The sequence below is a fragment of the Allobosea sp. genome (assembly GCF_036675845.1).
GTDB lineage: Bacteria > Pseudomonadota > Alphaproteobacteria > Rhizobiales > Beijerinckiaceae > Allobosea.
The window spans coordinates 1-18,425 of record NZ_JAKFED010000213.1 but is presented as its reverse complement, the minus strand read 5'-3'; the positions used below and the strand labels follow the sequence as shown (position 1 = coordinate 18,425).

The window sequence follows — 18,425 nt, the reverse complement described above, 5'->3', positions numbered from 1 at the left end:
GCACCGACCCTGACGGTGACGCGCCGCTGCGCAGCCTTGGTCGATTATGGCATTTTCCGGTCGTTTTCGGCTGTGGAGAGCCTTTTCTCTCGAATGACGCGTGACCTCACGGCCACGACCGGCGCAAAAATACTTTGTTAACGACAATGCCGGTTTGCACCCTGCGGGAAACTTTGTAGAAGCGATTGGTCTTCAATGTTGCCGTGCTCCCGTCGCTTGCGGGGGTCCCCTTGCGGGGTGGTGACCCAAAGAATGGAATAGGCGACCCGATGACGTCGACGCTTCAGAGCCGGTCCTTGAGAATGCGGCTCTCTCGATCAGTCGGACTTTCGGCCTTTATGTTGGCCGTAAGCGGTGGCGTGGTGTTTGCGCAGGCCGTGATTGTCCAAGGCAACAGGCGCGTCGATGCGGAGACGATCCGCTCCTACGTGACCGGGCAGGGTTCCGGCGATACGGCGGAGATTCGTCGGAATCTGCTCGCCACCGGGCTCTTCTCCAACGTTCAGGTCAGCCGCCGCGGCTCGCAGACCGTCGTCTCCGTCCAGGAGAACGATACGATCAATCGCGTCGCCTTCGAGGGCAATCGTCGCCTCAAGAGCGACGTGCTGCTCGGCCAGGTCCAGTCCAAGGCGCGCGGCCCGATGAGCCAGGCGCTGATCGATGCCGACGTCGAGCGCCTCAAGGAAGTCTACCGCCGCTCCGGCTATGGCAGCGCGACCATCTCCGGCCGCATCCAGCCGCTGCCGAACGGCCGCTCGGACGTCGTCTTCACGATCGTGGAGAGCGGCAAGACCGGCATCAAGTCGATCAATTTCACCGGCAACGGTGTCTATTCGTCGTCGCGCCTGCGCAACCTGATGTCGTCGACGGAATCGAATTTCCTCAGCTTCATCAAGACCTCTGACGTCTACGATCCGGACCGGATCGCTGCCGATCTCGAGCTGATCCGGCGCTACTATCTGAAGAACGGCTATGCCGACTTCAGGATCGTGGCGAGCGATGCGCGCTTCGATGACGCCAAGGGCGGCTGGGTGATCGACATCGCGGTCGACGAGGGTCCGCAATACCGCGTCGGCAACGTTTCGGTCGATTCCCGCCTGCGTGACATCGATCCGGTGGCGCTGGAGAGGCTGGTCAACACCTCCGCCGGCGACACCTACAATGCCGAGGCGGTCGAGAAGTCGCTGGTCAACCTGACGACCGAGGTCTCGCGCCGCGGCTACGCCTTCGCGCAGGTTCGCCCGCGCGGCGAACGCGATGCCGCCGGCCGGGTCATCGGCATCACCTATGTCATCGACGAGGGCCCGCGGGTCTATGTCGAGCGCATCAATGTCCGCGGCAACACCCGCACGCGCGACTATGTCGTGCGCCGCGAGCTCGATCTCGGCGAGGGCGACGCTTACAACAAGGTCTTCGTCGATCGCGCCGAGCGCCGGCTGAACAATCTCGGCTTCTTCAACAAGGTCCGCATCACCAACGAGCCGGGCAGCGCGCCCGACCGCGTGGTCGTCAATATCGACGTCGAGGACAAGGCGACCGGTTCGTTCTCGATCGCCGGCGGCTATTCGACCTCCGACGGCATGATCGGCGAAGTCTCGCTGTCCGAATCGAACTTCCTCGGTCGCGGCCAGTTCGTCCGCATCGCCGGCACGATGGGCCAGCGTACCCAGGGCGTCGACTTCTCCTTCACCGAGCCTTATTTCCTCGGTCGCCGGATCGCCGCGGGCTTCGACCTGTTCTCGAAGTTCAACGACAACTACAATATCGGCCGCTTCGAGAGCCGCGTGACGGGCGGACAGATTCGGTTCTCCTTCCCGATCACGGAAGAGTTCTCGATCACACCGCGCTATTCGATCTATACGACCGAAATCAAGATTCCGAACAACTTCAGCCGTCCCTATAACGACTGTAGTTTCCCGATCGACGGCCTCACCCCTGGCACGCCCAACGGTCCTGGCGCCGACAACATCTACAACTGCCTGACCAATGGCGAGGCGTCGATCGCGGTGAAGGAAGCCGCGGGCACCACCTTGACCTCTCTGGTGGGCCTGAACTTCAACTACAACTCGCTCGACAGCTACCAGAGCCCGCGCAACGGCTTCATCGCCGAGCTCAAGCCGGAGTTCGCCGGCGTCGGCGGCGATTCGAAGTTCCTTCGCGTCAGCGCCGATGCGCGCTACTACAGGGAGTTCCTCGAGGACTTCGTCGGCATTGCGCGTGTCCAGGGCGGTCACGTCCAGGCCACCGGCGACGACCTGCGCATGATCGACCACTACTTCCTCGGCCCGACCCTGGTGCGTGGCTTCGCCCCGTCCGGCATCGGTGCCCGCGACGTGCTCAACGACCCGACGGCGAATGCGCTCGGCGGCACCACCTATTTCGGCGGTTCGCTCGAGGTTCAGTTCCCGATCTTCGGCTTGCCGCGCGATCTCGGCCTGAAGGGAGCGGTGTTCGCCGATGCCGGTACGCTGTTCAACTACGATGGCGGGTCGAAGGGCATTACCAATGGGGCATTTCCGGGCTGCCCGGCCGGCTCGGAGGGTCGCCAGTTCAACGTGGTGACCAATTCGGCCTTCCAGTCCAACGTCGCCTGCGTGCGCGACAAGAACGTGATCCGCTCCTCGGTCGGCGTCAGCCTGCTCTGGCAGTCGCCGCTGGGACCGATCCGCTTCGACTACGCCTACGCCCTGTCGAAGGATGAAGGCCAGTTCGGCGTCAACCCCGCGACCGGCCTCTTCGGCAAGTATGGCGGCGACCGGCTGCAGGCCTTCCGCTTCTCGGGCGGCGCCCGCTTCTGACCCCCAGCAGGGCGCAACCCGCCCTGCGACGGACCTCCTCATGGCAGATCCCAGCTTCTTTCCCGTGGCGACCTCGTTGTCCTTCAACGAGGTCGCTTCGCTTTGTGGCCTTGCCTTGCCGGAGGGCGCCGATCCGGCCCGCCGGGTCGAGGGAGCGGCTCCGCTCGAGACGGCTGGCGCCGCCGACGCCGCCTATATGGACAACCCGAAATACGTCGCGGCCCTGGCCGGCACCGCCGCCGGGCTCTGCTTCGTCTCGCCGCGCTTCGCCGAGCGCGTGCCGGCCGGCACCGTCGCGCTGGTGACGCCGGCGCCCTATCATGCCTTCGCCAGGCTGCTCGCGACCTTCCATCCGCAGGCCCTGCGGCCCGCTTCGATGTTCGGTTCGGCCGGTGTGGCGCCGGGAGCCTTCGTCCATGCCACGGCGCGGCTCGAGGCCGACGTGACGGTCGATCCCGGCGCGGTGATCGGGCCCGGTGCGGAAATCGGCGCCGGTAGCGTCATCGGTTCCCATGCCGTGATCGGTCCGCAGGTCCGGATCGGCCGGGACTGCAGCATCGGCGCCGGCAGCGCCTTGCAATCCGCGCTGATCGGCAACCGTGTCATCATCCATCCCGGCGTGCGCATCGGCCAGGATGGTTTCGGCTTCGCCATGGGCCCGAAGGGGCACATGAAGGTGCCGCAGGTCGGCCGTGTCATCGTTCAGGACGATGTCGAGATCGGTGCCAATAGCTGCATCGATCGTGGCGCCAGCCGCGATACCGTGATCGGCGAGGGCACCAAGATCGATAATCTCGTCCAGATCGGCCATAACTGCGTGATCGGCCGTCATTGCGTCATCGTCTCGCAGGTCGGCATCGCCGGCTCGACGACGCTGGAGGATTTCGTCGTGCTGGGCGGGCAGGTCGGTCTTGCCGGCCATCTGAGCGTTGGCATGGGAGCGCAGGTCGCGGCGCAGAGCGGCGTCGTCGGCGACATTCCGCGCGGCGCGCGCTATGGCGGCTCGCCGGCGCAGCCGGCTCTGAGCTGGGCCCGCGAATTGGCGCTGGTCAAGCAACTCGTCGCCAAGCGCGGCAGGGCGACGGGTGGCGGCGAAAGCGCTTGATTCTGCGGCCGGCTTCCGGCCGAGCAGCTTCCATGGCAGAGAGTGAGCGACCAGCGGCATGGCCGGAAGGCGTTTGGGAGAAGTGACACGATGACGGATGCGACGAAGACGCTCGGCGTGGCCGATATCCAGAAGATCATGGCCTGCATTCCGCACCGCTATCCTTTCCTGCTGGTCGACCGTGTCGTCGAGATCGATGGCGATGCTTCAGGCATCGGCATCAAGAACGTCACCGTCAACGAGCCGCAGTTCACCGGCCATTTTCCCGGCCGTCCGGTCTTCCCCGGCGTGCTGATGATCGAGGCGATGGCCCAGACCGCCGGAGTGCTCGTCGTCAGTTCCCGCGGCGAGGACGAGATCGCCGTGTCGACGGTGTTGTTCACCACCATCGACAAGGCCAAGTTCCGCAAGCCGGTCATCCCCGGCGACACCCTGCGCTTCCATCTCACCAAGATCGCACGCAAGCGCAATATCTGGTTCTACCGCGGCGAGGCCCGGGTCGACGGCATTCTCGTCGCCGAAGCCGACCTCTCCGCCATGGTCATGTGAAACGCCGCGCAGGCCTTCCGCTCTCGCCGCCGTTTTCAGACCAGAACCCAAGTCGACAGGTCCTTTCATGAGCGCCACGATCCATCCGATGTCGGTCGTCGACCCCGCTGCGCGGCTGGGCGAGGGCGTCGTCATCGGCCCGTTCTGCACGGTCGGTCCGCAGGTCACGCTCGGCGACGGCGTCGAGCTCATCAGCCATGTCGCCGTCGCCGGCTTCACCGGCATCGGTGCCCGGACGAAGATCTATCCCTTCGCCTCGGTCGGCCACCCGCCGCAGGATCTTAAGTACAAGGGCGAGCCCTCGACGCTAACCATCGGTGCCGATTGCGTGATCCGCGAAGGCGTCACCCTGAATCCCGGCACCGAAGGCGGCGGCATGAAAACCGTGATCGGGGATCATGGTCTCTTCCTCGCCAATTCGCATGTCGGCCATGACAGCCTGATCGGCAGCAATGTCATCTTCTCGAACAATGTGATGTGCGCCGGGCACGTCACCGTCGGCGACTATGTCATCGTCGGTGGCGGCACCGGCCTGCACCAGTTCATCCGTGTCGGCGATCACGCCTTCATCGGCGGCGGTGCCGGCGTCATGCACGACGTCATCCCTTTCGGCATGGTGCGCGACAACCCGGCGCATCTGGCGGGGCTCAACCTGGTCGGCCTGAAGCGCCGCGGCTTCTCGCGCGAGCAGATCCACGAACTGCGCCGCGCCTATCGCCTGCTCTTCGCCGACGAGGGCACGCTTTCGGAGCGCGTCGAGGACGTCGCCAGCGAGTTCGCCGCCCATCCGCTGATTCATGAGATCCTCGACTTCATCCGCAGCGGCGGCGAGCGCGCCATCTGCGTGCCGCACGACGTCAACGCGCCGCACCGGTGACCGCGAACCCTGCCGACGCGACCGGAAAGCGGGCCGGCCTGCGCCTGGCGATCCTGGCCGGCAGCGGCGAATATCCGGTGCACATCGCCCGCAGCGCCATGGCCGCCGGCGCCGAGGTCTATGTCGCGGCGCTTTCGGGCGCCGCCGAGATCGGGGATTTCAGCGGCTGCGAGGCGAGCGAATACCGGCTCGGCCAGCTCGGACGTCTTCTTGACGAACTCAAGCGCCGGCAGGTCTCCGACATCGTGATGATCGGCGCCCTGCCGCGGCCGAGCTTCGGCGCGCTGGCGCCGGAGCTGTCGACGCTGAAATACCTGCCGCATTTCGCCCGTGCCTTCCAGGGCGGCGATGACCATCTGCTGAAGGGCGTCGTCGCCTTCTTCGAAGGCCAGGGGTTCAGGGTCAGCAGCCCGGCCGAGATGGCTCCGGAAATCGTCGCGCCCGTCGGGCTACTGGGGCGGACCGCCCCGGCTCCGGTCGCCCGCGAGGCGCTACAGCGCGGCTTTGACCTTCTGGCGGCGCTGTCGCCCTTCGATATCGGCCAGGGCGCCGTCGTCGCCGACCACCGTGTCATTGCCGTCGAGGCGGCCGAGGGCACCGACGCCATGCTCGAGCGCGTCGGCGGGCTGGTCAGGGCAGGGCGCCTCAAGCTCGGCAAGGGCGACGGCGTCCTGGTCAAGGCGCCCAAGCAGGGCCAGGACCTGCGCGTCGATATGCCGGCGGTCGGCCCCGACACGATCGCGCACGTGGCCGAGGCCGGGCTGGCCGGGATCGCGATCCGGGCCGGCGGCGTCCTCATTGGCGACCGGTCCCGCCTGGCCACGCTGGCAGATGCCGCCGGAATCTTCGTCGAGGGCGTGGCGTGAGCACCCGGCCGTTCCGGCTCTTCATCGTCACCGGTGAAGCCTCGGGCGATGCGCTCGGCGCCAGCTTCGTCACCCAGCTCCGCCAGCATCTCGGTAGCCGCCCGCTCGATCTGCGTGGCGTCGGCGGCGACGCACTGGTGGCGGAGGGGCTGGCGAGCGTCTTTCCGCAGGACGACATCGCCGTCATGGGCTTCGGCCCGGTCGTGGCGCGCCTGCCGCTGCTGCTGCGCCGGATGACGGATGCCGCGCGCGCCGCTGCGGCTTTCGCGCCCGATCTGCTGCTGACCATCGACGCCCCGGACTTCAACCTGCGCGTCGCGAAGAAACTGCGCCGGCTGAGTCCGGCGGTGCCCATCGTCCATTGGGTCTGCCCGAGCGTCTGGGCCTGGCGACAGGGCAGGGCCCGGCGCATGCGCCCGCATGTCGACCGTATCCTCGCGCTCCTGCCCTTCGAGCCGGAGGCCCTGGCGCGCCTCGGCGGGCCGGAGACCGTCTATGTCGGGCACCCGCTCATCGAACGACTGGATGGCCTCCGACCGCAGGCCGAGGAGGCAAGGCAGCGCGCCGATGCCGCGGCGCCGCTCATCCTCGTCCTTCCGGGCAGCCGCCACTCCGAGATCCGCCATCTGATGCCGGCCTTCGGCGAGGCGGTCGCGCAGATTGCCAAAACGTTGCCGCAGGCGCGTTTTGTCCTGCCGACCGTCTCGCGCCTGGTCGAGCCGGTAACCGAGATGGTGGCGTCCTGGCGAGTGCAGCCGGAGGTCGTGACCGGCGAGGCGGCCAAGCTCTCAGCCTTCCGCCGGGCGCGGGCCGCGATCGCGGCGTCGGGCACGGTGACGCTGGAGCTTGCCCTGGCGCAGGTTCCGACGGTCGCGGCCTATCGCGGCGCCGGCTGGGAGGCCGCGCTGGCGCGCCGCCTGATCAAGCTGCCGAGCGTGATCCTGCCGAACCTGATCGTCGGCAGGAGCGTCGTACCCGAATTCCTCCAGGGCGATGCGACGCCGGCCGCATTGGCCAAGGCGCTGCTGGCGATCGTTCCGGAAGGAGAGGAGCGCCAGCGCCAGCTCGATGGTTTTGCCGCCGTCGAGCAGGACATGCGCAGCGCCGGGCCGCGCCCGGCCGCCAATGCGGTCGAGGCGGCCCTGGCGCTGGTGGACCCGCGGCCGAGGGCGGAGCACCGCTGAGAGCCTTGCGGCGCTGTCCTGCAGGCCGCCTCACCTGCATTTGCGTGGACGATGACCGCCCAAACGAAAGGGCCGCGGCGGTGTCCCCTCGCGGCCCTTCTGGTCTTCTTGTGGCTGCGCTTCAGCGCCGGCCGATCGGCGTGTAGTCGCGCTTCGGCGAGCCGGTATAGAGCTGGCGCGGGCGGCCGATGCGCTGGGACGGATCCTCGATCATCTCCTTCCACTGCGCGATCCAGCCGACAGTGCGCGCCAGCGCGAACAGCGCCGTGAACATCGAGGTCGGGAAGCCCATCGCCTTGAGCGTGATGCCCGAATAGAAGTCGATGTTCGGGTAGAGCTTCTTCTCGATGAAATAGCTGTCGGAGAGCGCGATGCGCTCCAGCTCCATCGCGACGTCGAGCAGCGGATCGTCCTTGATCCCGAGCTCGTTCAGCACCTCATGCGTGGTCTTCTGCATGATCTTGGCGCGCGGATCGTAGTTCTTGTAGACGCGGTGGCCGAAGCCCATCAGGCGGAACGGGTCGTTCTTGTCCTTCGCCTTGGCGATGAATTTCGGGATGTTCTCGACGCTGCCGATCTCCTCGAGCATCTTCAGGGCCGCTTCGTTGGCGCCGCCATGGGCGGGACCCCAGAGGCAGGCGATGCCGGCCGCGATGCAGGCGAAGGGATTGGCGCCGGACGACCCAGCCAGCCTGACCGTCGAGGTCGAGGCATTCTGCTCATGGTCGGCATGCAGGATGAAGATCCGGTCGAGCGCGCGCGACAGCACCGGATTGACCTTGTAGTCCTCGGCCGGGACCGCGAAGCACATGCGCAGGAAGTTCGAGCTGTAGTCGAGCGAGTTCAGCGGATATACGAAGGGCTGGCCGATCGTGTACTTGTAGGCCATCGCCGCCAGGGTCGGCATTTTGGCGATCATCCGCATCGACGCGATCATGCGCTGCTGCGGGTCCGAGATGTCGGTCGAGTCGTGATAGAAGGCCGACATCGCGCCGACCGATGCCACTAGCACCGCCATCGGGTGCGCGTCGCGCCGGAAGCCCTGGAAGAAGCGGGCCATCTGCTCGTGCACCATGGTGTGGCGCGTGACGCGATAGTCGAAATCGGCCTTCTGGGCCGCGGTCGGCAGGTCGCCATAGAGCAGGAGATAGCAGGTCTCGAGGAAGTCGCCATGCTCGGCAAGCTGCTCGATCGGGAAGCCGCGATAGAGCAGGACGCCCTCATCGCCGTCGATATAGGTGATCTGCGACTCGCAGCTCGCCGTCGAGGTGAAGCCGGGATCGTAGGTGAACATCCCGGTCTGGCCATAGAGCTTGCCGATGTCGATGACCGACGGCCCGATCGAACCTGCCTTGACCGGCATGTCGACGGTCTTGCCCTCGACATTCAACTGACTCGTAGTTCCGCTCATGGATACCGATCCTTTCAGGCTCGATCTTCGATCTTTATCGTCGGTCGGACGGCATTCCGGCCGGTCAATGGATTTCAGGCGCCATCCGAAGGTTCCGCCGTGACGGGATGAGAGGTGCCAACGCGGCGAGGCAGGTTCATCAGGCTGATTTTGAAGCTCTTTTTGTGCCGGCGCACTTCTTCGAAGGTCGTCGTAACGCTGCGTTGCTAGACCATTTGCCCAAGGGGTTCAACCGAGCGGCGGATAAGCCTTCCGGAGCATCCGCCGCTACCGATCCCGGTGCGGTTCCCCGAATTCACGCGACGTCGGAGAGCCGTCCCAGCACCTCCTCGCGCCCGAGAACCGCCATGACGTCGAACAGCCCGGGCGAGGTCGTGCGCCCGGTCAGGGCGGCGCGCAGCGGCTGCGCCACCTGGCCGAGCTTGACGCCGCTGGTTTCGGCGAACTCGCGCACCGCGGCCTCCAGCGCCGGCGTCTCCCAGCCCGGCAGCGCCGCGAGCTTTTCCGCCAGATTCGGCATCCGTTCGCGCGCCGCCTCGTCGAGCAGGGCGGCGGCCTTGGGCTCGAGCGCCAGGGGGCGTGCGGCATAGAGATAGAAGGCGCTGTCGAGCAATTCGATCAACGTCTTGGCCCGCTCCTTCAGCCCCGGCATGGCGGCGAGGAAACGGCTCTCCAGGGCCGGGTCGAGCTCTGCCGGCAGCCCGCGCGCCGGCCCGATCTCGGGCAGGATCGCCTTCAGCGCCGAAAGCAGGTCGCGATCCTCCGACTGGCGCATGTAGATGCCGTTCAGGTTTTCGAGCTTGGCGTAGTCGAAGCGGGCGGCCGAGCGCCCGATCGAGGACAGGTTGAACAGCGAGATCATCTCCTCGGCCGAGAAGATCTCCTGGTCGCCATGGCTCCAGCCTAGGCGCAGCAGGTAGTTGCGCAGAGCCGAGGGCAGGTAGCCCATGGCGCGATAGGCGTCGACGCCGAGCGCGCCATGCCGCTTCGACAGCTTGGCCCCATCGGCGCCGTGGATCAGCGGGATGTGCGACATGCTCGGCACACGCCAGCCCATCGCCTGGTAGATCTGCGTCTGCCGCGCCGCATTGGTGAGGTGGTCGTCGCCGCGGATGATGTGGGTGACGCCCATGTCGTGGTCGTCGACCACGACCGCAAGCATATAGGTCGGGTTGCCGTCCGAGCGCAGCAGGACGAGGTCGTCGAGATTCTCGTTCTGCCAAGTGACGCGGCCCTGGACCTCGTCCTCGACGACGGTCTCGCCGGTCCGGTCGGCCTTCAGCCGGATCACCGGCTTGACGCCGGCCGGCGCGGTCGCCGGGTCGCGGTCGCGCCAGCGCCCGTCATAGCGCATCGGCCGGCCCTCGGCCTTGGCCTTCTCGCGCATCTCGTCGAGTTCCTGCGGCGTCGCATAGCAGTGATAGGCGCGGCCCGCGGCGAGCATCTGCTCGGCGACCTCGCGATGCCTCGCCGCGCGCTGGAACTGGTAGATGGTCTGGCCGTCCCAATCGAGGCCGAGCCAGGACAGGCCGTCGAGGATCGCGGCGATTGCCGGCTCCGTCGAACGTTCGCGGTCGGTGTCCTCGATGCGCAGCAGCATCTTGCCGCCATGACGGCGGGCATAGAGCCAGTTGAACAAGGCGGTCCGGGCGCCGCCGATATGGAGGAATCCGGTAGGCGACGGCGCAAAGCGCGTGACGACCTCATCGCTCATGAAAGAAGGGCTCCGGGGGAACAGGCTGGCGAAGGGCGAGGGCGGGCGCAGGCGCCGGTCTCGGCCGGGGCTGACAACCGGCGCGGCCGCTGTAACATGGCGGGGCGGCCGCCGTTAAGCACCTTCCTGCGCCCGGCGACGAAAGGGAGGCCGATGCTTTCCGCTCCGCCCGAGCGCCGTCGCCAGGTCGCCGCGGCTGTCCTTGCCCTGCCGGGCAGGGCCGGGCGCTTGCGCGGCTTGTCGCGGAGCCCGGCCTGGAACCCTGCGCATTGGCGCATGCGCCTCGGCGCCATGCTCGAAACCGAGATCGAGCGCCGTCGCCTTTTCAACTGGCTGCCCGTGCCGATGGGCGTCGGTGTCATCCTGTATTTCCTCGCCGACCGCGAACCGAACCTGCTTGCGCCGTTGATCGGCTTTGCCCTGTTTGCCGCAGCCGCGCTGTTGTTGCGTCGCCGGCGCCTCGCCATGGCTCTCTGCGTCGCAGCCGCCGCGCTCTTCGCCGGCTTCGCGGCCGGGACCTGGCGGACGGTGAACGTCGCCGCGCCGGCGCTCGCCCGTATCCATGTCGGCAAGGTCACCGGCTTCGTAGAGGCCCTGGAGCAGCGCGAAAAAGGCGTCCGGATGGTCCTGCTGGTGACCGACATGCCGGGTATCGAGCCGGCGCAGCGGCCGCGCCGGGTTCGTGCCAACACCTCGTCCACCACACTGAAGCCGGGCGACCATATCGTCGCGACGGCGCGGCTCCTGCCGCCACCCGGGCCAGCGCGACCCGGCGGCTACGATTTCGCCCGCGACGCCTTCTTCCGCGGCATCGGCGCGGTCGGCAGCATTTCCGGCAAGATCGCGCTCGCGCCGGCGCCGGTCGCTCCCTCGCGGGAGCTCGCCTGGAGCATCGCCATCGACCAGGCCCGCAACGCGCTGACGCAGCGGATCGCCTCGATCGGCGGCGGGCAGGCCGGCGCCATGGCGGCCGCTCTGGTCACCGGCAAGCGCGGCCTGATCGGCGAGCCGACCAATGACGATCTGCGCGCCGCCGGCATCTATCACATCGTGTCGATCTCGGGTCTGCACATGGTGCTGGCCGCCGGCACGATCTTCTGGCTGGCGCGGGCGCTGCTGGCGCTTTCGCAGAGCGTCGCCCTGGTCTGGCCGGTCAAGAAGCTCGCCGCGGTGGCCGCCATGCTCGGCGCCACCGCCTATTGCATCTTCTCCGGCGCCGAGGTCGCGACCGTGCGCTCGCTGATCATGACGCTGGTGATGCTCGGCGCCATCCTGGTCGACCGGCCGGCGCTCAGCATGCGCAACCTCGCGCTTGCTGCGATCATCGTCCTGGCCCGCGAGCCGGAGGCGCTGCTCGGACCGAGCTTCCAGATGTCCTTCGGCGCCGTCGCCGCGCTGATCGCCTTCGCCGAGCGCTGGCAGGAACGCCCGCCCGATTCCGCCGCCGCGAGCTGGCCCTGGCCGCTGCGGCCGCTCTGGCTTTCCGCTTGCGGCATCCTCGTCACCACGCTCCTGGCGACCGCTGCGACGGCGCCGTTCGGCGTCTATCACTTCCAGACCTTCAATCCGTTCGGCCTGCTCGGCAACGCGCTCGCTTTGCCCTTCGTCTCGCTGGTCGTGATGCCGGCCGCCGTCTTCGGCGTGCTGGCCTATCCATTCGGGCTCGACTGGCCGGCCTGGGCGCTGATGGGCTGGGCCTCGGGGCTGGTACTGAAACTCGCCCACTGGGTCGCCGGCATCGAGCGCTCGACCGTGGTGCTGCCGGCCTTCGACGCCGTGGCGCTCGTCCTGTTCGCGCTTGCGCTGCTCTGGCTGACGCTGTGGAGCACCGCCTTGCGTTTCCTAGCGGCGCTCCCGCTCTGCGCCGGGCTGGCCCTCGCCTCGGATCCGTCGCGGCCAGACATCCTGATCGAGCGCGACGGCTCCGGCATCCTGGTGCGCGGCCCCGAGGGACGGTTGATCCTCGCCGGCAGGCCGAGCCGCTTCGTCCTGACGCAATGGCTCCATGCCGACGGCGATTCCCGCGCGCCGGACGACGCCGCCTTGCGCGAGGGAGCGGCCTGCGACGCCCGCGGCTGCGTCATCCGTCTCAAGGATGGCCGCAGCGTCGCCTATACCAAGGACCGGATCGCCATCGTCGAGGATTGCCAGCGCGCCGACCTCGTCGTCACGCCGCTCTATGCCAGCGGGACTTGTGCGGCACGGCTGATCGACCGCGCCGCGCTCGTCCGCGACGGCGCCACAGCGCTCGGTTCCGCGGCCGGCGGCTGGCGCGCCTTCACCGCCGAGGACGCAACGCGCCTGCGGCCGTGGACGCGGGCACGGCCGGTTCAGCCCGCTGCCGCACCGTCCTCAACTGCCCGGGCTCCGGCCACATCCGCGGCGGAACCGGCGGAGGAGGCCGAGCCGCCTCAGTAGCGCCGCATCAAGTTGACGAGCCGGCCCTGGATCTTGACGCGGTCCGGCCCGAGGACGCGGGTCTCATAGGCCGGATTGGCTGCTTCCAGCGCGATCGAGGAGCCGCGCTTGCGCAGGCGCTTCAGCGTCGCTTCCTCGTCGTCGATCAGGGCGACGATGATGTCGCCGGTATTGGCGGTGTCCTGGCGCCGGATCACCACGGTATCGCCGTCGAGGATGCCGGCCTCGACCATCGAATCGCCGCGGACCTCGAGGGCGAAATGCTCGCCGGAGCCGAGCATGTCGGCCGGCATCGCGACGCTGTGGCTGCGGCTCTGGATGGCGGAAATCGGCGTGCCCGCCGCGATCCGTCCCATCACCGGAATTGCGATGGTGGCGCGGATGTCCTCCTCGCCTCCGCCAGCCGGCGGCTTGGGCCGCCCGGGCGCTGCTGGCGAAACATTGCCCTGGGCAAGCCCGCCCTGGACGATAGACGGGCTGAAGCGGCCGCGCTGCCCCTGCGCTCCGCCGATGCCATCCGGCATCTTGATGACCTCGAGCGCGCGGGCGCGGTTTGGAAGCCGGCGAATGAAGCCGCGTTCCTCGAGCGCCATGATCAGGCGGTGGATGCCGGATTTGGAGCGCAGGTCGAGCGCGTCCTTCATCTCGTCGAAGGAGGGCGGCACGCCGGATTCGCGCAGGCGCTCATGGATAAAGCGAAGCAGTTCGAACTGTTTGCGTGTCAGCATGATCTCGCCGCCCGGCCTTTCGCGTCAGAATCGAAACAAAGCACGAACAACATACCTGTTCGCCATGTGTTCCGCAAGGGCGCGGGCGGGTGGGCGGTCGGCCTCAGCGCAGCCGGATGATCCGGCAGGGATCGCCGGCCTTGGCCGGCTCGGCGAAGGCCGGCCGGGTCACCAGCGCCTCGGCCCGCGAGAGGTTCGCCAGCATCGAGGAATCCTGCCTGGCGAAGGGCTTCACCCGGCGCTTGCCCGCCTCCGTCACGAACTCGGCACGCAGATAATCCTGGCGCTCGTCATTGGCCGGCAGGTCGATGGCGAGGATCGCTGGTTCGCCACGATCGCGCTCCGGTTCGGCCATGCCGAGCAGGGCCTCGATCAGCGGCGTCACGAAAAGATGCCCGCAGACGATCGAGGAGACCGGGTTGCCGGGCAGGCCGAGCGCGACCATGGCCCCGAGCCGTCCCATCATCATCGGCTTGCCCGGCCGCATCGCGATCTTCCAGAAGCCGAGATCCATGCCCTGCGCCTTGAGCGCCGCCTGGACGAGGTCGTGCTCGCCGACCGAGGCGCCGCCGAGCGTCACCAGCACATCGGCCTTCGCAGCCCGTGCCGCCTCGATCCTGGCGGCGAGATCGGGATGGTTGTCGCGGGCGATGCCGAGATCGAGCGCCGTGCCGCCGGCCTGCTCGACCAGGGCGGCGAGTGCATAGCTGTTCGAGGCGACGATCTGATCGGGGCCGACCGGCTCGCCGGGCAGGACGAGCTCGTCGCCGGTGGCGAGGATCGCGACCACGGGCTTGGCGCGCACGGCAAGCTGCGGGTGGCCCATCGCCGCGGCGAGGCCGAGCGCGGCGCTGTCGAGCCGGCGGCCGACTTTGAGCAGAACCTCGCCGCTCCCGAAGTCGAGCCCGGCGGGGCGGACGAACTGGCCCTTGCTCGCCCCCTTCACGACGCGGATCGCCGGGCTGCCAACGCCCTCGGCGTTTTCCTGCATCAGGATCGCGTCCGTGCCTTCGGGAAGCGGTGCGCCGGTGAAGATGCGGACCGTCTCGCCGGGGCTGACGACACCGGCAAAGCCGCGACCGGCGGCGGATTCGCCGACGACCCGCAATTCCTTGCCGGGCTGAAGATCCTCGGCGCGCGCCGCATAGCCGTCCATCGCCGAATTGGCGAAGGGCGGCTGGGTGCGCAGCGCCGCGAGATCGGCGGCCAGCACCCTGCCGGCACAGCGCGCCAGCGGCAGGGTTTCGATTCCGGTGGTGCCCGGTACGCTGTCAAGCAGCGCGCGCAGCGCGACATGGACCGGGGTCAGGCTCACCTAGGGGGCTCCTGCAACATCGTAGGCGCCGGACTTGCCGCCGGATTTGTGGACGAGCTGGATGGCCTCGATGCGCATGCCGCGATCGACCGCCTTGACCATGTCGTAGACGGTCAGGCAGGCGACGCTGACGGCGGTCAGCGCTTCCATCTCGACGCCGGTCTTGCCGGTGAGTCGGACCTCGGCCCGCACGCGCACGCCAGGCAGGGCTTCGTCGATGGCGAGCTCGACCGCGATCTTGGTCAGCAGCAAGGGATGGCAGAGCGGGATCAGCTCGTGCGCGCGCTTGGCCGCCATGATCCCGGCGAGCCGGGCCGTGCCGAGCACGTCGCCCTTCCTGGCGTCGCCGTCGCGCACGATGGCGAGCGTCGCGCCCTGCATCACGACGCAGCCTTCGGCGACGGCGATCCGTGCCGTTTCCGCCTTGTCGCCGACATCGACCATATGGGCCTGGCCTTGGCTGTCGAGATGCGAGAGCCGGCTCACGCCGCCGCCTCCGCCGCCTTGCCGGTCAGGAGCTGCCGCGTCGCGCTGGCGACATCCTGCTGGCGCATCAGGCTCTCGCCGACGAGGAAGGCGTTGACGCCACAGCCCTGCAGCCGGGTGATGTCGGCATGGCTGAAGATGCCGCTTTCGCCGACCAGCAGCCGGTCGGCCGGGACGCGCGGCGCCAGCCGCTCGGTCACCGTGAGGCTGACCTCGAAGCTGCGCAGGTCGCGATTGTTGATACCGATCAGGCGCGTATCCAGCCTGAGCGCCCGCTCGAGTTCGGCTTCGTCATGGACTTCCGCCAGCACCGCCATGCCGAGCGCCTTGGCCGTGCTCGTCAGCTCGCGCGCCGCCGCATCGTCGACCGAGGCCATGATGACGAGGATGCAGTCGGCGCCCCAGCTGCGGGCCTCGAAGACCTGGTAGGGCTCGAACATGAAGTCCTTGCGCAGCCCGGGCAGGCCCGAGGCCTCGCGCGCCTGCGCCAGGAACTCCGGCTTTCCCTGGAAGGAAGGCGCGTCGGTCAGCACCGAGAGGCAGGCGGCGCCGCCTTCGGCATAGGCCCGCGCCAGCTCCGGCGGATCGAAGTCCGGCCGGATCAGGCCCTTGGACGGGCTCGCCTTCTTGATCTCGGCGATCAGGGCCGGCTGACCTGCGCGATGCTTGGCCTCCAGCGCGCCGAGGAAGTCGCGCGGCGGCGGCATGGCGGCGGCGTGACGTTCGATCTCGGCCTGCGGCACGGCGCTGCGCGCGGCCGCCACTTCCTCGCGCTTATAGGTCTCGATCCGTTTCAGGATGTCGGACATGGCGCTCTCACGCGTTCGAGCTTGCGATGAGCGCGCCGAGCACCGCCTTGGCCTTGCCGCTGTCGAGGGCCTGGTAGGCCTGCGCCAGCCCGTCGCCGAGCCCGCCGGCCTTGCCCGCGACGACGAGGGCTGCGGCGGCATTGAAGGCGGCGATATCGCGGAAGGCGCTCTTCTCGCCGTCGAGCACCGCCTGCAGCGCCTCTGCGTTCTGCGCCGGCTCGCCGCCGCGCAGATCCTCGGGCCGGGCACGGGCAATGCCGACATCCTCAGGCGAAATCGAGAAGCTCTCGATCTTGCCGTCCTTGAGCGCGACGATGCGGGTCGGGCCGGTGGTGGTGATCTCGTCGAGGCCGTCCGAGCCGTGCACCGCCCAGATCGCCTGCGAGCCTAGCGAGGCCAGCACCTTGACCATCGGCTCGAGCCAGGTCTCGGAGAAGGCGCCGACGAGCTGCTTCTTCACGCCGGCCGGGTTGGAGAGGGGGCCAACCAGATTGAAGATGGTGCGGGTGCCGAGTTCGGTGCGCACCGGCGCGACATGGCGCATCGAGGCATGGTGGGCCGGCGCGAACATGAAGCCGACGCCGGCGCTTTCGATGCAGCGCTCGATCCCGGCCGGCTCGAGGCCGACCTTGACGCCGAGCGCGGTCAGAACGTCGGCCGCGCCCGAGCGCGAGGAGGCGGCGCGGTTGCCGTGCTTGGCGACCGGCACGCCGCAGGCGGCGGTGATGATCGAGGCCAGCGTCGAGACATTGTAGGAGCCCGACGAATCCCCGCCGGTGCCGACGATGTCGATCGCGTCGGCCGGCGCGGCGACGGTCAGCATGCGCGCCCGCATGGCGCTGACCGCGCCGGCGATCTCCTCGGTGCTCTCGCCGCGCACGCGCAGCGCCATCAGGAAGGCGGCGGCCTGGGCGTTGGTGACGCCGCCGGACAGCATGGTCTCGAATGCGTCCCTGGCCTCCTCGCGCGAAAGCGAGGCGCCGGTCGCAACCTTGGCGATGAAGGGTTTGAAGTCTTCCATGGGAACTCGATCGATCAGGCTGTCGCGGAAAGGGCGGCGGGGTCGGACGGAGCCGACCATCGTTCGGCGAGATCGAGGAAATTGCGCAGGATCGTCGCGCCGTGCTCGGACGCGATGCTCTCCGGATGGAACTGCACGCCATGCACCGGCAATTCGCGATGCGACAGCGCCATGATCATGCCGTCGCCGGATTCGGCCTCGATCGACAGCACCTCCGGGCAGGTCTCGCGCTTGACCACGAGCGAATGGTAGCGCGTCGCCTCGAGCGGTCCGTTGATGCCATGGAACAGGCCGCGCGCGCGATGCGTGATGGTCGAGACCTTGCCATGCATCGGCAGAGGCGAGCGAACGACCTCGCCGCCGAAGACCTGGCCGATCGTCTGCAGGCCGAGGCAGACGCCGAAGAGCGGAATTTTTCCAGCGCCGTCGCGGACGAGGTCGAGGCAGATGCCGGCTTCGGTCGGCGTGCAGGGGCCGGGCGAGAGCACGATCGCCCCGTGCCCGCCGGAAAGCGCTTCCTCGACCGTCAGCGAGTCGTTGCGGCGAACCTCGACCTCGGCTCCGAGCCCACCGATCAGGTGGACCAGGTTCCAGGTGAAGCTGTCGTAATTGTCGATCAGCAGGATGCGCATCGCCGTCCGGGGTCGTCCCCACCCGTTGTCATTGCGATTGCACATGGCCCCGAACGCCCGCGCCGGTCAAGCATGAGGGCGCGGAGCCGATAGGCGCCGCGCCCTCGTTGGTAGTGTTTGCCGCGGCTGGCGGCGAGGCCGCGCTACTTCACGCGGCGATAATGCGCGGTCATGAAGCTGTGCCACTGGCCGTCCGGGCCGAGCCCGCGCGAGGACAGCACGTGATGGTCGTCGCTCTTGATCTCGAGGATGTCCTGATATTTCGCCGTCCTGGTCGGATCGCCGAAGTCGGGCCCCTCGGTGTCGAGCGTCAGGACCTTGCCGGCGGCGTCAAGCTTGCCGGAATAGACCCACTGATTGCCCATCATCGAGCCGATGAAGCTGCCGACGAACAAGCCCTTCTGGGCATCGTAGCCGAGCGTGATCCGGGTCTGCGCCGGCGAGCCGTCCGGCATCTTGCCCCGGCCGTCGCCGACGATCCAGAGACCGCCGAACGAGGTCGTGGACTGCGT

General features: G+C 68.2%; 16 protein-coding genes. 7 read left to right on the top strand and 9 right to left on the bottom strand.

Annotated features, from left to right (window positions below; genetic code table 11):
- Nucleotides 1-269 precede the first annotated feature (269 nt).
- From bamA to lpxB, 6 genes are all read left to right on the top strand, one after another.
- Nucleotides 270-2,798 carry an outer membrane protein assembly factor BamA gene (gene bamA, locus V6M56_RS22320; RefSeq protein WP_442881213.1) on the top strand — a complete coding sequence of 843 codons (2,529 nt, stop codon included), beginning with the start codon at nucleotides 270-272 and terminating at the stop codon, nucleotides 2,796-2,798.
- Nucleotides 2,799-2,838: 40 nt separating this feature from the next.
- Nucleotides 2,839-3,903: a UDP-3-O-(3-hydroxymyristoyl)glucosamine N-acyltransferase gene (gene lpxD / locus V6M56_RS22315; protein ID WP_332687215.1), complete on the top strand. Its 1,065-nt coding sequence runs from the start codon at nucleotides 2,839-2,841 to the stop codon at nucleotides 3,901-3,903.
- A gap of 90 nt (nucleotides 3,904-3,993) precedes the next feature.
- Nucleotides 3,994-4,452, top strand: coding sequence for a 3-hydroxyacyl-ACP dehydratase FabZ (gene fabZ / locus V6M56_RS22310; protein ID WP_332687213.1), 459 nt, complete (start codon nucleotides 3,994-3,996; stop codon nucleotides 4,450-4,452).
- 67 nt (nucleotides 4,453-4,519) lie between these two features.
- Nucleotides 4,520-5,329, top strand: coding sequence for an acyl-ACP--UDP-N-acetylglucosamine O-acyltransferase (gene lpxA / locus V6M56_RS22305; RefSeq protein ID WP_332687211.1), 810 nt, complete (start codon nucleotides 4,520-4,522; stop codon nucleotides 5,327-5,329).
- Nucleotides 5,326-6,195 (top strand): LpxI family protein, encoded by an 870-nt coding sequence (locus tag V6M56_RS22300; protein WP_332687209.1) that lies wholly within the window; start codon nucleotides 5,326-5,328, stop codon nucleotides 6,193-6,195. The genes lpxA and V6M56_RS22300 overlap by 4 nt, the downstream gene beginning before the upstream one ends.
- Entirely contained in the window at nucleotides 6,192-7,379 is a 1,188-nt protein-coding gene (gene lpxB / locus V6M56_RS22295) for a lipid-A-disaccharide synthase (protein WP_332687207.1), read from the top strand. Before V6M56_RS22300 ends, lpxB begins: the two co-directional genes overlap by 4 nt.
- Before the next feature lie 121 nt (nucleotides 7,380-7,500).
- On the opposite strand, the gene gltA is transcribed toward lpxB, so the two are convergent.
- Together gltA and gltX are read right to left on the bottom strand one after the other, a co-directional pair.
- A complete protein-coding gene (gene gltA, locus V6M56_RS22290) occupies nucleotides 7,501-8,790 on the bottom strand; it encodes a citrate synthase (RefSeq protein WP_332687205.1) in 1,290 nt (429 codons plus the stop codon).
- Between the two features lie 295 nt (nucleotides 8,791-9,085).
- Nucleotides 9,086-10,504, bottom strand: a complete 1,419-nt coding sequence (gltX, locus tag V6M56_RS22285; RefSeq protein ID WP_332687203.1) for a glutamate--tRNA ligase — start codon at nucleotides 10,502-10,504, stop codon at nucleotides 9,086-9,088.
- A gap of 153 nt (nucleotides 10,505-10,657) precedes the next feature.
- On the opposite strand from gltX, the gene V6M56_RS22280 reads away from it, so the two are divergent.
- Nucleotides 10,658-12,922, top strand: coding sequence for a ComEC/Rec2 family competence protein (locus tag V6M56_RS22280; RefSeq protein ID WP_332687200.1), 2,265 nt, complete (start codon nucleotides 10,658-10,660; stop codon nucleotides 12,920-12,922).
- Here the strand turns inward: V6M56_RS22280 and lexA are convergent.
- The 7 genes from lexA to V6M56_RS22245 all read right to left on the bottom strand — a co-directional run.
- Nucleotides 12,916-13,650, bottom strand: coding sequence for a transcriptional repressor LexA (gene lexA / locus V6M56_RS22275; protein WP_332687199.1), 735 nt, complete (start codon nucleotides 13,648-13,650; stop codon nucleotides 12,916-12,918). The genes V6M56_RS22280 and lexA overlap by 7 nt on opposite strands.
- Nucleotides 13,651-13,753: 103 nt before the next feature.
- The gene (locus tag V6M56_RS22270) at nucleotides 13,754-14,965 is read right to left on the bottom strand and encodes a molybdopterin molybdotransferase MoeA (protein ID WP_332687197.1); all 1,212 of its coding nucleotides are present in this window, start codon (nucleotides 14,963-14,965) and stop codon (nucleotides 13,754-13,756) included.
- Nucleotides 14,966-15,451 (bottom strand): cyclic pyranopterin monophosphate synthase MoaC, encoded by a 486-nt coding sequence (moaC, locus tag V6M56_RS22265; RefSeq protein WP_332687195.1) that lies wholly within the window; start codon nucleotides 15,449-15,451, stop codon nucleotides 14,966-14,968. It abuts the gene before it with no gap.
- Entirely contained in the window at nucleotides 15,448-16,260 is an 813-nt protein-coding gene (gene trpC, locus V6M56_RS22260) for an indole-3-glycerol phosphate synthase TrpC (RefSeq protein ID WP_332687193.1), read from the bottom strand. Before trpC ends, moaC begins: the two co-directional genes overlap by 4 nt.
- 7 nt (nucleotides 16,261-16,267) lie before the next feature.
- The gene (gene trpD, locus V6M56_RS22255) at nucleotides 16,268-17,281 is read right to left on the bottom strand and encodes an anthranilate phosphoribosyltransferase (RefSeq protein WP_332687191.1); all 1,014 of its coding nucleotides are present in this window, start codon (nucleotides 17,279-17,281) and stop codon (nucleotides 16,268-16,270) included.
- 14 nt (nucleotides 17,282-17,295) lie between these two features.
- Nucleotides 17,296-17,913, bottom strand: coding sequence for an anthranilate synthase component II (locus V6M56_RS22250; RefSeq protein WP_332687189.1), 618 nt, complete (start codon nucleotides 17,911-17,913; stop codon nucleotides 17,296-17,298).
- A 143-nt stretch (nucleotides 17,914-18,056) separates the two neighbouring features.
- On the bottom strand, nucleotides 18,057-18,425 hold a 369-nt coding region (locus V6M56_RS22245; protein ID WP_332687187.1), incomplete at its 5' end, for a DUF1579 domain-containing protein.